At 50.6% G+C, this 13,440-nt stretch carries 17 protein-coding genes and 1 pseudogene; 11 read left to right on the top strand and 7 right to left on the bottom strand.

The genetic code is table 11. From position 1 onward, the window contains the following. Positions 1-64 precede the first annotated feature (64 nt). A complete protein-coding gene (locus ACH50O_RS15335; protein WP_446808638.1) occupies positions 65-616 on the top strand; it encodes a hypothetical protein in 552 nt (183 codons plus the stop codon). 788 nt (positions 617-1,404) lie between these two features. On the opposite strand, the gene ACH50O_RS15330 is transcribed toward ACH50O_RS15335, so the two are convergent. After that, the gene (locus ACH50O_RS15330; RefSeq protein ID WP_446808637.1) at positions 1,405-1,962 is read right to left on the bottom strand and encodes a hypothetical protein; all 558 of its coding nucleotides are present in this window, start codon (positions 1,960-1,962) and stop codon (positions 1,405-1,407) included. A 442-nt stretch (positions 1,963-2,404) separates the two neighbouring features. Between ACH50O_RS15330 and ACH50O_RS15325 the strand changes: the two genes are divergently transcribed. The 4 genes from ACH50O_RS15325 (at position 2,405) to ACH50O_RS15310 (ending at position 3,952) form a co-directional block, all read left to right on the top strand. Continuing rightward, positions 2,405-2,629, top strand: a complete 225-nt coding sequence (locus ACH50O_RS15325; protein WP_446808636.1) for a hypothetical protein — start codon at positions 2,405-2,407, stop codon at positions 2,627-2,629. Continuing rightward, a complete protein-coding gene (radC, locus tag ACH50O_RS15320) occupies positions 2,626-3,150 on the top strand; it encodes a RadC family protein (protein ID WP_446808635.1) in 525 nt (174 codons plus the stop codon). Before ACH50O_RS15325 ends, radC begins: the two co-directional genes overlap by 4 nt. Before the next feature lie 115 nt (positions 3,151-3,265). Further along, the gene (locus tag ACH50O_RS15315; RefSeq protein WP_446808634.1) at positions 3,266-3,520 is read left to right on the top strand and encodes a hypothetical protein; all 255 of its coding nucleotides are present in this window, start codon (positions 3,266-3,268) and stop codon (positions 3,518-3,520) included. Positions 3,521-3,628: 108 nt separating this feature from the next. Further along, complete coding sequence (locus ACH50O_RS15310; RefSeq protein WP_446808633.1) at positions 3,629-3,952, top strand: helix-turn-helix domain-containing protein; 324 nt, start codon at positions 3,629-3,631, stop codon at positions 3,950-3,952. Between the two features lie 61 nt (positions 3,953-4,013). Here the strand turns inward: ACH50O_RS15310 and ACH50O_RS15305 are convergent, their stop codons facing one another. Further along, positions 4,014-4,418, bottom strand: a complete 405-nt coding sequence (locus ACH50O_RS15305; protein ID WP_446808632.1) for a recombinase family protein — start codon at positions 4,416-4,418, stop codon at positions 4,014-4,016. 44 nt (positions 4,419-4,462) lie between these two features. Here ACH50O_RS15305 and ACH50O_RS15300 point away from each other — a divergent pair, with 44 nt between their 5' ends. Next, entirely contained in the window at positions 4,463-4,519 is a 57-nt protein-coding gene (locus ACH50O_RS15300) for a hypothetical protein (protein WP_446812158.1), read from the top strand. A gap of 245 nt (positions 4,520-4,764) precedes the next feature. Next, the gene (locus ACH50O_RS15295; protein ID WP_446808631.1) at positions 4,765-6,123 is read left to right on the top strand and encodes a Fic family protein; all 1,359 of its coding nucleotides are present in this window, start codon (positions 4,765-4,767) and stop codon (positions 6,121-6,123) included. 275 nt (positions 6,124-6,398) lie between these two features. Here ACH50O_RS15295 and ACH50O_RS15290 read toward each other — a convergent pair whose 3' ends face one another. The 3 genes from ACH50O_RS15290 to ACH50O_RS15280 form a co-directional block, all read right to left on the bottom strand. After that, positions 6,399-6,794: a hypothetical protein gene (locus ACH50O_RS15290; protein WP_446808630.1), complete on the bottom strand. Its 396-nt coding sequence runs from the start codon at positions 6,792-6,794 to the stop codon at positions 6,399-6,401. Positions 6,795-6,923: 129 nt separating this feature from the next. Beyond that, entirely contained in the window at positions 6,924-8,513 is a 1,590-nt protein-coding gene (locus tag ACH50O_RS15285) for a SagB/ThcOx family dehydrogenase (RefSeq protein WP_446808629.1), read from the bottom strand. Positions 8,514-8,766: 253 nt separating this feature from the next. Continuing rightward, positions 8,767-9,036 carry a nitrogen fixation protein NifZ gene (locus ACH50O_RS15280; protein WP_446808628.1) on the bottom strand — a complete coding sequence of 90 codons (270 nt, stop codon included), beginning with the start codon at positions 9,034-9,036 and terminating at the stop codon, positions 8,767-8,769. 195 nt (positions 9,037-9,231) lie between these two features. Here ACH50O_RS15280 and ACH50O_RS15275 point away from each other — a divergent pair, with 195 nt between their 5' ends. From ACH50O_RS15275 to nifS, 3 genes are read left to right on the top strand one after another with little or no spacing between them, the layout of a single operon-like run. Further along, complete coding sequence (locus ACH50O_RS15275; protein WP_446808627.1) at positions 9,232-9,588, top strand: HesB/IscA family protein; 357 nt, start codon at positions 9,232-9,234, stop codon at positions 9,586-9,588. 18 nt (positions 9,589-9,606) lie between these two features. Beyond that, complete coding sequence (gene nifU, locus ACH50O_RS15270; protein ID WP_446808626.1) at positions 9,607-10,521, top strand: Fe-S cluster assembly protein NifU; 915 nt, start codon at positions 9,607-9,609, stop codon at positions 10,519-10,521. Further along, the gene (gene nifS, locus ACH50O_RS15265; protein ID WP_446808625.1) at positions 10,514-11,728 is read left to right on the top strand and encodes a cysteine desulfurase NifS; all 1,215 of its coding nucleotides are present in this window, start codon (positions 10,514-10,516) and stop codon (positions 11,726-11,728) included. Before nifU ends, nifS begins: the two co-directional genes overlap by 8 nt. Before the next feature lie 93 nt (positions 11,729-11,821). Here nifS and ACH50O_RS15260 read toward each other — a convergent pair whose 3' ends face one another. After that, positions 11,822-12,172: a hypothetical protein gene (locus tag ACH50O_RS15260; RefSeq protein WP_446808624.1), complete on the bottom strand. Its 351-nt coding sequence runs from the start codon at positions 12,170-12,172 to the stop codon at positions 11,822-11,824. A gap of 228 nt (positions 12,173-12,400) precedes the next feature. Further along, on the bottom strand, positions 12,401-12,832 hold the full coding sequence (locus ACH50O_RS15255; RefSeq protein ID WP_446808623.1) for a hypothetical protein: 432 nt from the start codon (positions 12,830-12,832) through the stop codon (positions 12,401-12,403). Between the two features lie 151 nt (positions 12,833-12,983). On the opposite strand from ACH50O_RS15255, the pseudogene ACH50O_RS15250 reads away from it, so the two are divergent. Then, positions 12,984-13,207, top strand: a pseudogene (locus tag ACH50O_RS15250) (IS1595 family transposase); the annotation flags it as partial. Positions 13,208-13,440: the final 233 nt, after the last annotated feature.

Genomic DNA, 13,440 nt, shown 5'->3' with positions numbered 1-13,440 from the left:
CCGATGATTTCGGCATTAACCGTGAAGGAGTATTCACATGAAGACAGTAAGACTTTTTGGAGATTTGGAAAAATATAAACCCGTATGGGCTTTGGACGTTACGACGCCAGCGGAAGCATTGCGGGCCATTGCCGTGCAGCGCAAGGGATTTCTAGCGGCTTGTGATGCCGGGGAATATGTCGCGATTTTATACGATGCTAATAAGCAGGACTTAACTCGCCAAGTCACTGTCGGCAATGCGTTAGACCCTTGGGCCGCCGAAGAGCTGTGGATTTTGCCTAGAATGAGCGGTGAAACCGGCATAGAAGAAGGAGTGTGGGCGGCGGTGGCGATAGCAGCGACGGAAGCTGGTGCTTCTGCTGGCGTTGCTGTGGCGCTCATTAATATTGGTACGGCTATGGCATTATCGGCGATTGCCAACATCATCACGAGCCACAAAAAAAACACCTCACCAGGCGCTCAAGAACGGCCGGAAAGTAAGCCGTCATTTATTTCAAACGGCGCGGTAAATGTTACCGCAGCCGGCCATCCTCACCCAATTGTCGTTGGTCATGTCCGGGATTGCGGCTCGGTCGTGCTGTCTTCCAATTACTGGGTAGAGGATATACCCGTATAAGAAAACTACTCTTTGATCTATTCCCCGCTCCCCTCAACTGGTACGCCAATGGGTAGCGGGTCTGTGGGCGGCTAATGATTTAGTCGGTGCCGTTGCTGAAAAAATATAAGGGTATGTATAAAAAATCCGGGGAATCTGGGGAGATAAGCCTGTAAGCCTTGATACATAAGGCTTTCAAGCTCCCCAAGTGCTTTTTGCTGAGTGAGGAGTTCCGCAGTTTATCTGGGGAAGGAATTAGCCGCGATCAAAGTGAGGCAACAATCTAAATCGGTCTATTAGCGGATTGTTTCCCCGGATTTTGCTTGTTCTACGTGGGGAGATCCCCGTTTTATTAAATGGCGTGGGGAGCCTGAAAGCCTAGCGGCACATGGTCTTGAGGGTTATCTACCCAGATTCCCCAGATTTTTTGCATAGGGTATAGAAGGAATATTTTTTAGTGCCCACTGTCGTTGGATGCATGGCCGGGCGGAAGCCGCCCAATTTATGCGCAGTCATGCCCCCCAGGGGCGGGTCAAAAGTCTAGGGGTTGCCCCGTCCTTTGCGTCGCCCTAGCTAAATTTTCGCTGGGGGACTTTTTATAAATAGAAAAAACCCATGGGGATAAAGTAGGCCAAGACATTGGACTTACTCACACCCCCTACTAAACACCCGGCAAAGACCGCCGCCGCCCCTATGGCGTATTGAACCGGGGCTGGGGGAGAGAAAGCCTTAGTAGTTGCCTGATTTAGCCACGGCCACCCGCATGGCGACACCAGTACGGGCGCGGGGTGTGGTTGAAAGGGTGCTATCTACCCCGGAATTGCATTAACTTCTATGGCTAATTTGCTTAATGCAACCAGCAAAACGATAACCTCTGATGTTGCAAGCAAGCCCTGAAACAATGTGAGGCGAATGAATAATTTCCCGACGGCGGCAAAATCACCATTTTCTACAGCATTCAGCAGGCCAGAGGCGATTAGCCGTAACAGATACGGTATTCCCGCTTTCATCTGTGCAATCAATTCAACTGGGTCGATACGAGCTAACTTCTCAATTAGTTCTCTACTTTCCTTCGCCGAAGCGGCGCCGCAACCAATTACCGTTGCGACATAACGTTGTGCGAAACAAAGAACACTCGCCCAGAAAAATAGGGTAGATACGCACGCTATAACGGGGATAGGAATGAACTCCGAAATATCTTTTAGGTTCGACAATATGAGAGCGATTCCAGCCCCAAACGCTACTAAAAACCAAGTAGCAAGCTTGTCGAGAGAGCTTGAAGCCACTCCGGCCGATATTGTTAGCAAGTTACTGGCCGCGAACTTAGCGAGCAGTTTGCCGTCTACAATTCCTGGAACTTCTGACATTCCTCCCCCTTCTCTTTAGATCAACAGTAAATTTCGCAGCAATATTAGCGCTTGTATTCATTTTTGATAGCGATGGTGCAAGGAACGGCGGCGGCCGTGGTTTGGAAAAGCGCCGATTCGAAGGCCTGGCCGCGCCATAACATCAACAAACCATTGACACAGCTAACCGTTGTCGCACAGAATCATCTCCGTCAGTCCGAAGACTGGCCGGGCGTAGGAACCCGTGTAACAAAGGCGAAAAAATCGCCGCAGCTCTTCGCGGCTTTTTTATGTCTGTCATTCGGCACAGCGCTTTGCTGTGCCTGTTTATTATGGCGGGCTTGTTTGGGCAGCCGTAAGGCTGGCCGGTCCCTTTGTCCGGTATTCCTACCCCACTCAAGTCCGTCGCCTATGCTGTAGGAAGCAAGGTGGCGGTTATCCATACAGCAAAGGAGAAACCACCATGCCTAGCGCATCCAATCCCGCTCGAATAGAGCAACAGCAAACCCTTACCAATCCACTGCACCCGATATTTGCCGGCCTGGCTCTAAGCTATGGCATGGTCATGCAAGACGCCAAGTATGGCGAGCTGAGTCTCAACGTGTTGGAATGTCTTGTAACGGACTGCGAAGAACTCCTGGCGTTGTCCTTGTCGCTACGTGCCCAATTCAGGGAGGTGCAGCCATGAGCACCCGCGCCAACACCACCCAATCGATCAAGCTACCTTACTTTGTCGCCGATTCTTCCGGCAAATACCGCGCCCGCCGGGCACTGACCGAAGAGCAAATCATCAAGGCGGCTACTCTGCTGCTGAATCAAAGGGTAGAGCGCGGTGAGCTTATGAACGATCTTTATGTGGTTGGCCCTTATCTAAAAACCCGATTGCAAGGCCTGGAGCATGAAGTATTTGTCTGCTTGTTTCTGGATAATCAACACCGCCTGATTGAATACGAAGAACTGTTTAGGGGGACGATAGACGGTGCTTCGGTCTTTCCGCGCGAAGTGGTCAAGCGTTGTCTGCAACTGAATGCAGCGGCGGTCATATTCGCCCATAATCACCCGAGCGGTATAAACGAACCTAGCCCAGCGGATCGGAAAATAACCGATAAGTTGAAAGCGGCGCTAGGGATGATAGATGTTCGGGTGCTGGATCATTTTATCGTGGGTGATGGCGAGCCGTATTCGTTTGCCGAGCATCGCTTGATTTGATCGGAATTGCTGCGCTGCATAGGTCGGGCCATCCGTTTGGAGCTGGAAGACGCCATCGATTAACTGAATTGTTATGTCGAAAGAGAAACTAAAACGAACAAGGGAGTAAACAGCCATGAGTAACCAAGAAACCAACAGCACGAATAACACTATCGATTTTAACCACCGTATCAACAGCGATTTCTATGAAAGCATGCTGGATATTATGAACCGCGTCGCGGGCATTGCTGATGTAATGGGGGTTGCCAGTCAGTTGGATGACGGCGGCCTGTCGTCAGACAGTATCCCGGCTGTGGCTCAGGCCATCCGCATGGAAATGGGCGACGCCAAAAGCATCTTGGATGCTTGGTTTAGAGGGGATTTTAAATAGTTCAATCGATGAAATCGAAGGCGAGCCGCGTTTATAGCTAAGCGCGGCTTGATTTGGTCCGAATCGCTCGACCTGTGCAGTTGTATCTACATTTATGAAGGTGAAAGCATGCAAACCCTAAATCTTGAAGAGGCTGCACGGTTACTTAAATTGCATCCCAGCACAGTGCTGGCCAAGGCACGTGCCGGGGATATTCCCGCAGCCAAGCCCGGTAAGTGCTGGGTGTTTATTGATGAAGATTTGATAGCCTGGCTGCGTGGCATGTACGCCAAACCACCGCAAGGCACAATCGAAGGTAGCGCAGAAACCCAAGCAAGGCCAAAATCTTTAAAAAAACTGGACATGGCAATTGGCGTTACAAATTTACCATCCATGGAAAAACTGTATACAGATCTACTGGCACCTAGGACAAAAGCAAGGCGGAACAAATAGCTGAACGCGCCGGCTGTCATGATTGGCTTGCCGGCTTTTTGTGTCCTGATCGGTCAAAAACTCAGGCAGCAATCAATTTGTAGAGCGTTGGCCGGCTGATACCGTATTCCTTCGCCAGTTTGCTTTTATCGTCACCCTGTTCAACCCGTGCTTTGATTTCGGCGGCTTGTTCTGCTGTCAGTTTGGCCGGTGCGCCTAGCTTTTTGCCTTGGGCCTTGGCCGCTTCGATACCTTCCCTTTGGCGTTTCTTAATCAATGTCCGCTCGAACTCGGCGAACGCGCCAAGCATTTGCAGCATTAGGGTTTGCATGGGCGACGTATTGGCCGCTTCGAAGGTCAAATGCTCTTTGTAGAATTTAACCGTGACGCCTTTCCGAGTTAGGTTCTCGATAATGGTTTGCAGGTCTTTCAAATTGCGCGCCAGACGATCTATAGAATGGACGTGTAAAACGTCGCCTTCCCGCAAATGCTCCAGACAGTTAGGTAGTTAAGCGTTGCTTGCAACTCAATGTGGCGGCGGTCATTTTTGCCCATAACCACCCTAGAGAGGGTGTCGTCGTAAGTTAGGCCGATATCACGATAACCAAACGACTAAAAGAGTTAAGTGTCAATGTATTGGACCACTTTAATATCGGCGACGGTAAGCCGCACTCGATTGTCAGCTGCAAGTTGATTGACTTTAAACGGCCAACAAAAAGCCGGCGGCCTTGATTGATTGGTTGGCCGGCTTTCTTTTTTCATACTTGTTTTTAAAAACCAAGTATGAAAAACTAGTTCATCTTATAACTTGATGACTCTTAAAGAAAAACACCATGAAAATACCAGCAATACCGCCAAATATTCAGGATATTTTGGAGGCTTCATTTGAGCAAGACCATGGCAAAGCTTTTCAAATTATGAGTACTTTTCAGCCAGTTGACGAAAAAGGCCGCTATTTGCACTGGGATAAGTTGCGTCATTTACCAAATCCTGATGGGTTCAGTAGTGAGCAATGGTGGTGTGGCATCAAATTCGCTCGTAGTAAATTGTATCAAGCATTGCCATTAGTTGATAAATATCAACGGCCATTTCAATACTGTATAACCGATAGCGTACAGAGGGAGCTACATTGGCTGGATCGTTATGCATCAGGAAGTATTCAGACTGAGAATGCCATTACCAATCCTCAAACGCGCACCACGTATTTAGTTAGATCGCTTATTGAAGAGGCAATTAATTCTAGTCAATTGGAAGGCGCCTCGACGACGCGAAATGTTGCTAAGGAAATGATCAGACAACAACGTAAGCCGTCTGATAAAAGCGAGCAGATGATCTTTAATAACTACCGGGCTATGCAGTTTATTCGTGAAATTAAAGATGAACAGCTTACTCCCTCAATAGTGTTCGAGTTACAGCGCATCGTGACAGAGAATACCCTTGACGACCAGACTATGGCTGGAAGACTAAGAACTAATCGTGATGATATTCATGTCGTTGATAATGCCTCGCAGCAGATTTTGCACACACCGCCCGATGCCGGCGAATTGGAAGCAAGAATTAAAAGGTTATGTGATTTTGCCAATAGCATTGATGACGGAGGAGACAATCCGTTTCTACATCCGGTAATAAAAGCCATTACTCTGCATTTTATGCTGGGGTATGACCATCCTTTTTGCGATGGAAATGGTCGTACTGCACGTGCCTTGTTTTATTGGGCGATGGCTAGGCATGGTTACTGGTTGATCGAATTTGTATCGATTTCGCGCATTATTAAGGAAGCGCCCGTTCAATACGGTAAGGCTTTTTTGCACACTGAAACCGATGACAACGATGTAACTTACTTCTTGCTTCATCAGCTCACTGTATTACATCGATCAATAGAAGCTTTACACTCGTATTTGGATACGAAATCGAAAGAGCTAAGTGTTACGGAAAAGCTATTCCAGAATAATAAACGCTTGCGGGGTAAATTGAATTTCCGCCAGATTGCTCTTATAAGGCATGCACTAAAACACCCCAGGTTTGCTTATATCGTACAAGAGCATCAAAACTCACACGGGATTTCCTACGATGTCGCTAGGAAAGATTTATTGGAACTTTCGGATGACCTTAAATTGTTGATTAAGACCAAAGAAGGTAAGCGTTATCTTTTTGTGGTGCCGCCTGATTTTGAGCAACGAATTAGCAAATGATCATGAGCACTCGCAAAATAAATTCAGATCCATCCCGTAGAGTCGCTCCAAGTAAAAGATGCCGCGTAAATCGCGGCTTTAAAGCCAGCAGACTTGGGAGGTTTGCCAGCTTTTTGTGTCGAAATTCACCGGCAAAATCTTGGTGTTAAAATTCTCGGATACCGGGAAAAATTCAATTTTTACCCCTATATTACACCTTTGTGTTTGTAACTTATTGTTTTACATATTGTCTTCACTTAATGTATAGGCAAATAATCCGCTTGGCGCGGCCCGGATCAATGGATTTTTTCCAATACCGCCGGTTTGGCGCTAAATACTTCGGCAACCAGTTCCAGTTGCGCGGCAAACAACGGCAGCGTCGGAATTTTCCAAGCTTTACCGGTAAATTTGGCCAGGATGTTGTTAAGCCAAAGCCGGTCCGAATTAGCGTGGTGAATGATAAATCGGTAGGACTCGCCGTCGTTGAACACCGCAAAATCTTCCAAAGTGACTTCTATGGTGTGTTCCTCGCCGTATAACCGGGTCTGCACGTATACTTTGCGGGCATCGAGATCGAAATTAAATTGGGTCAACTCCGCGATACCTTTCATGATGATGTTGGCGCCCCATATGATCAGGGCATTGGGGGTCAATTTGATGACGAAGCGGATCAAGCTGGATTTAAAACTCATGGTGGGCCTTTAAGTGTTGGCAGGGATAAAGTCATGATTTTAAACATTATTGGTGGGATTGTTTCGTAAATATTTCAAGGCGTTTTACTCGCCCGCCAAACCCCTGGTCTGGCGGGCGCTCGCGGCCGACTAGCCTAAATGCGCATAAGCCGGGAAGGTTTGCAGGCGGCTGTCGTCCAGCGGTTCTCCAATAGTAAAGTGATACAGGCTTTGCCAGCCGTTGTCCTTTAAGCCCAACACGCCATGTACCGCATCGTCGAAGAAGCAGCCGATACCGGTGCCGCGCACGCCGGCGGTTTCCGCTTCCAGGTACAAAATCTGGCCTAGCAGGCCGCATTCCCAAAATAGCCGGCGATAACGCCAGGCTTCGGCTTCGACGTTGTCGGCAAAACGCGCCAACATCCCCAGGCTAAAGGCGCTGTCGCTGGCGATGGGTTGATGGCAGGACAGGGTTTTCGCGGCTTGTCTGACGTTGCCGGCGGTAAGCCGATAAAATTCGAACGGCGCCTCGACTGCTTGCCATTCGTAATCGGCGGAGCAGACTGGTTTTAGTTCCGCCGCCGCTGCCGCAGTGCGCGGCAGCAAATACAAGCCCGGTTCCAGACCGTCTACCCGATGCACGAATAGCACGATATTAACTTGCGCCGGCCAATTCCAGGCGGTGAACGGCGGTTTGGCATTGGGCAGCAGTGCTGCCAGCATTCGGTGAAAATCCGCCAATGGCAGATCCGGCGATTTGCCGTTGAAATGCTGGGCGCTACGGCGCTGGCGAATCAGGCTGCCGGCGGGGAGATCCCGGCTGGGCAGCGGCAAATCCAGACTCGGCAGCGTTACACGTTCGACAGTCGTGGTTGGCTTTATGGCCTGAGCGGAGACTTCGTCGATAATCGGCCAGCGGTAAAAATGCCGGCCACATAAGCGTTCGGCTTTCCCAAACCATTCTGCGGTTTGCGCAATAGCTAACAAATGTGCGGTGGAAAATTCGCCGTCGGCGGTTTGGCTTGCGTGCAGCCGACAGAACAAATCCGGCGCTTCGTGTTCGGTCGCGACAAAATCGTCGTGACGGTCCAATCCCAGCCAGGCGGCGATGTCTGTATCCGCGGTTTCGCCGAGCAGTTCGATCGACCAACCCAGGCAGGCGGCGGCGTAACTCAAGGCCGCCAGCGCATGACCGATGTCGTGCTGGCAATAACGGAATGCCCGTTCGCCGTATTTCCAGGCTTCCCGCCAGTGTACGGATGACAGACCTATATAGACTTCTTTAGTATCGGTATCGGCGGTAAACCGGCTGCGCCGTTCCAGATGATGATCGTGACTGACGTAATGATATACGCCGGGTTGTAACAGATCGGGGTCGGTGCACAGCAAATAGGCCTCGGTCGGATGCAGGTTGCCGCTGGACGGGTTGCAGCGCAAGGCCCAGCGGTCCGGGCCGAATTGCTTCCAGGCCGACAAACCGAAAGACAGTTCCAATAACAGGCCCAGATTAGCCGGGTTTAGAGGCTGGGGGGCTAAACGCTGCGGTTTGTCCAAGTCGGCAAACCTACAATCTGGCTCGGCTCCGGGCCGCGGCAGTTTTACCGTTTCGCAGCCGTTAAAGCGGCGGAACGGATTGGGCTGGTCGTCCCAATCCAAGGATTCCGGGCCTTTGGCGTAGGCGTTCAATTGGTGTTTGGTGCGTTGGTGGTATTGGATTACGGACTCGGAAGCAGTTGGCATTGGCAGGCCTTAAGTGATGAACAGGGGCATTTAAGCATTCAAGCACACCTTAGCCTATGTGCATAGAATCCTTGGTGTGCCCATGCCTTCTATAAAAAGTGTAGGCATTCGGATAAGCGAGACATTGACGCGTCAGGGCCCTAGGTGGCAGCAACGTCTGGGCGGCAAGACGCTCTTCGTCCTTCGCTGTTAGCGGACATTTCGTCCGGGCTTGGCGGCAAAGCCGCTATGCAAGCTTGACCGAAACCTTGATTTAATGAGACACCAGTTCTTGCTCCGGAGCCATTAAGTCTTCGCTCCAGCAGCCGATAGGCCGGCCCAGATTCAACTCCTGGTCTTCGAAGCGCACCAAAAACACGGTGAGTGCCGGATCTTCCTCGATGTGGCCCTTCATCACGATTACGCCGCGAGTGCCTTCCACGGCCAACACCTCGCCTTCCTCGCTGTCCGGCATGCTGCCGTCGTCAACTATGGTATGCGCCGCATACACCACGTCGCCCAAATCCAAATCTTCTACGTTCATTCTGTGCTCCTGTGAGAGTTTTGTAGCAAAGCCGACAAAAACGCCGGGTTTGTTGTGAAACGGCTTGCCGATAAAGGTTGGCCGGCTGCCTTCGGCGTAGCAATTTCAGCGGTTTAGCCGAAATTTTCGCGTATGGCATGCTGGTTGCTTTAACTGTTTACAAGATCAATGCCAAACCGTTCAGGAGACTTAAAGATGATTACATTAACCGAAAGCGCCATTAAAGCCGTGGGTCGTTTTATTAGCAGTTCCGACAAACCGACCGGTGGGCTGCGCATCGAAGTTACCGATGGCGGTTGTTCAGGTTTGTCATATGGAATGAAACTGGAAGCGAAGGAAAATCAAGACGACACCGTTATCGATTGCGGCGAAGTCAAAGTATTTGTGGATCCGCTCAGTTTGCCAAGTCTGGACGGTATGTCCATCGATTTTGTCGATAGTCTGGAAGGCTCCGGATTTAAATTCACCAATCCCAACGCGGTTAAAAGCTGTGCCTGCGGATCATCGTTTACCACCGGCGAGAGCGGCGGCGCCCCAAAAACCTGTTCTTAAGAATTCGAGGAAATAGCTATGTGGGATTATTCAGATAAAGTAAAAGATCATTTTTTCAACCCTAAAAATGCCGGCGCGGTAGTCGATGCGAACGCCATTGGCGAAGTGGGTTCCATTAGTTGCGGCGACGCCTTGCGTTTGACTTTAAAAGTCAACGACGATACCGAAGTGATCGAAGATGCCGGCTTCCAGACCTTTGGCTGCGGTTCGGCGATTGCCTCGTCTTCGGTGTTGACCGAGATTATCAAAGGCCTGACTTTGGACGAAGCGTTGAAAGTCACGAACCAGGACATCGCTGCCGAACTGGACGGCCTGCCGCCGGAAAAAATGCACTGCTCGGTGATGGGTCGTGAAGCTTTGCAAGCGGCGGTCGCCAACTATCGCGGCGAAGAGTGGAAAGACGATCACGAAGAAGGCGCGCTGGTCTGCAAATGTTTTGCGATCGATGCCGTAATGATCGAAGAGATGGTATGGGCCAACAAGCTGCGTACCGTTGAAGACGTGACTAACTACACCAAAGCCGGCGGCGGTTGCGCGGCTTGCCATGAAGATATCGAAGCCATCCTGGAAAAAGTCCTGAAAGAACGCGGGGAAACTTTCGATCCGAATGCGGCGCCGGTCGCTAAACCCGCGCCGGTGGTTGCCGAAAAAGGTCCGATGACCAATCTGCAGCGCATCAAGAAGATTGAGGAAGTGATCATGTCCTTCCGCCCGCAATTGATGGCCGATGGTGGCGACGTCGAGTTGGTGGAAGTGGTGGATAAAACCGCTTACGTGAATATGACCGGCGCTTGCAACGGTTGCCAAATGTCGGCGATGACGATTGCCGGTATCCAACAGCGTCTGATGGAAGTGATGGGCGAATTCATCAAGGTCGTACCGGCTTCGCAAATGCCGAAACTGGTGACCATAGAGGAGGCAAGTCATGCCTGATATTTATCTGGATAACAACGCGACCACGAAAGTGGATAGCGCGGTGGTCGATGTGATGATTCCGTATTTTACGGAGCAGTTCGGCAACCCATCCTCTATCCATCGTTTCGCCGACGGCGTGGCCAAGGGTATCAAGAAAGCCCGGGCCCAGGTGCAAGAGTTGATCGGCGCCGAGCACGACTCGGAGATTATTTTTACCTCTTGCGGCACCGAGTCAGATTCCACCGCGATTTTGTCGGCCATTAAGGCGCAACCCAATCGCAAGGAAATTATCACTACGGCTGTCGAGCATCCGGCGATTTTAAATTTGTGCGAAAACCTGGAGAAAGAAGGCTACACCATTCATCGGATGCCGGTGGACAAATGCGGCCGCTTGAACCTGGAAGCTTACAAAAACCTGTTATCCGATGAAGTGGCGATTGTGTCCGTGATGTGGGCAAACAATGAGACCGGGACCATCTTTCCGGTCATAGAAATGGCCGAAATGGCCAACGCCGCCGGCGTGATGTTCCATACTGATGCGGTGCAGGCCGTCGGTAAGATTCCGATGATGTTGCAAGACACCAAGATCGATATGTTGTCGATTTCCGGTCACAAATTGCATGCGCCGAAAGGCATCGGCGTATTGTATCTACGCCGTGGTACTCGCTATCGCCCTTTGTTGCGCGGTGGTCATCAGGAACGCGGTCGCCGTGCCGGCACCGAAAACACCGCATCCATCGTCGGTTTGGGTAAAGCTTGCGAATTGGCACTGGAGCACATGGAATATGAAAACGTGCAGGTTAAAGCCATGCGTGATCGTCTGGAACAAGGTATTACCGCAGCGGTTCCCCATTGCTTCATTACCGGCGATATGAACAATCGTCTGCCCAATACCACCGATATTGCGTTCGAATATATCGAGGGCGAAGCGATTTTGATGTTGCTGAACAAAGCCGGTATCGCGGCATCCAGCGGTTCGGCGTGTACTTCGGGTTCCTTGGAGCCTTCGCACGTGATGCGGGCGATGGATATTCCATACACGGCCGCGCACGGCACTATCCGCTTCTCGTTCTCCCGCTATAACACGATGAGTGAGGTTGACGAAGTGTTGAAAGTGATGCCTGGTATCGTCGCAACTTTACGGAAACTGTCGCCTTACTGGGATAGCGTCAATAACTGCCCGGTTGCCGACCCGGAACAAGCATTTCAACCTACTTACGCTTAACAGAAGGGAAGTCGGGTTTTCGCTGTTGCGTGAGCCCGATGCGCCCGGCTTTCAAACATTGGTGTAGGCGCGGCTTAAACCAAACCTCCGAAATCACTCAATCTGATAAATCCTCGTCACCAATTGGTAAAACCACTGCGGCCTGCTTAGAATAATCCCAAGGGCAATAACCGGCGTCACCGGTACTGGTGCGATGTCGACGATGAACAATCCCAACAGGCTGAAAAAACACCTGATTCTGCTTCGCCTGCTTTGTTCGGCTGAATAGCTCGGGAATGTCAGTGCGCTCGAGTTGGCGTACATGCTATCAATCAAGGTTTTAAACCAGCGCGGCCGTGTCACCACTATATACATGCCGATCAAGCAACCAGGCGAAACCGGGCCGAATCCAATGATGGCAAACAGGGAAAATACGGCAAGGCATTTGATTTGGGAGGCGTTCATGCGGCGGGTTAACTCTCAAATCGGCCGATTATATTTCAAGATTGACGGACACAGTGTTCAGAACAAACACACCTGCTTGTTTATTGGCTGCGGATGCCGTCATTAGCGCACGGTTATGGCGAAAGTGTGTTGGAAATCGATACAAAGAAGGGCCGGGGTCGGCAAATTGGTGTAGGTTGCAAAAGAAAGCCCCGTTAACCAGGCGCATTGCCCGTGGCGGAATTCTGACTATTTACGGGGCGCAGTAGAAACTTTTTTGGTTTTGCCGCGAGTACCCAGCAGATAGTCAAACCCCGGCCAAGTGACGCACCAGTTACCGGAGTCAGGAATGGTGTGATGCTGGTAATGCCAAGGCAAATGCTGTTTTGCCCAATCCGGATCGAGATGGGCCCGGCGATGCCGAGCGTAATAAAGTAGCAGAGAGCCATACAAGCCTATGAGGAAGGCGGGCAAATGCCAAAGTAGCGGTAGATGCACTATCACAATCGCGGCCAAAACCGCCAATTCCTTGGTCTGAGCGTTCCATACAGATAAATTTACGCGGCGATAGCCGGGATCGAGCATCGCGTTCTTCGCGCATATTGCATGGTGCTCGTACCAGTGATATGCCCAGATGCTGCCGGGTTGTTTGCCGAGTCCGTGCAAAATGAATTTGTGCATCAGCCATTCGCCTAAATTGGCGTAAAGCAAGGCTAGTAAAAGTTGTAGTGTCGCGGAGAGCATGGATTGGTTTGACCGATGGATTGCAAATTGGGTTTATCTTCGCCGGTTTGCCGTATCCGGCATAGTAGTTTTAATTGCGCGGATCTGTTCCGCCTCGGCGCAAAGCAATTTTGATGCTGACTGTAAGATTAACTTCTGACGGCTTAGCGTGTTTCGCCGGTACCAGTGCGGGTGCGGCCGGCTGTATCATCCTATCGTAGCCGATGGCCGTAAACTCAGTGAGTTACCCGAGTTTCGCTGGATCAACTAGGTACTGGGTAGTAAACTCAGTTTGAGTGGCGCCTATCAGTGCTTGATTTCAGCAAATATGCGCAAGTGGTCGATGTCGAGTGGAACAAATGACCGGCAGAGAATTGAACGTTAGATACCACGTAAAGAGTGGGTACGGAAAGATTCAAATTGGTGCATAGTGGCGTCGAATCCCTCGAGCAGTCGTGGTTTCGTATTGTGTTCATGATTGGCTGAAATGATGGCAGATGTCTTGGTTAGCGTGGCCCCACGGTGAATTTCGGGATTTCTGACTGACTACAGACCTCGAGTCTGAC

This window comes from Methylomonas sp. 2BW1-5-20, assembly GCF_052474515.1.
Note: the sequence above shows the minus strand (reverse complement) of the source record. Positions and strands in the feature narration are given on the sequence as shown.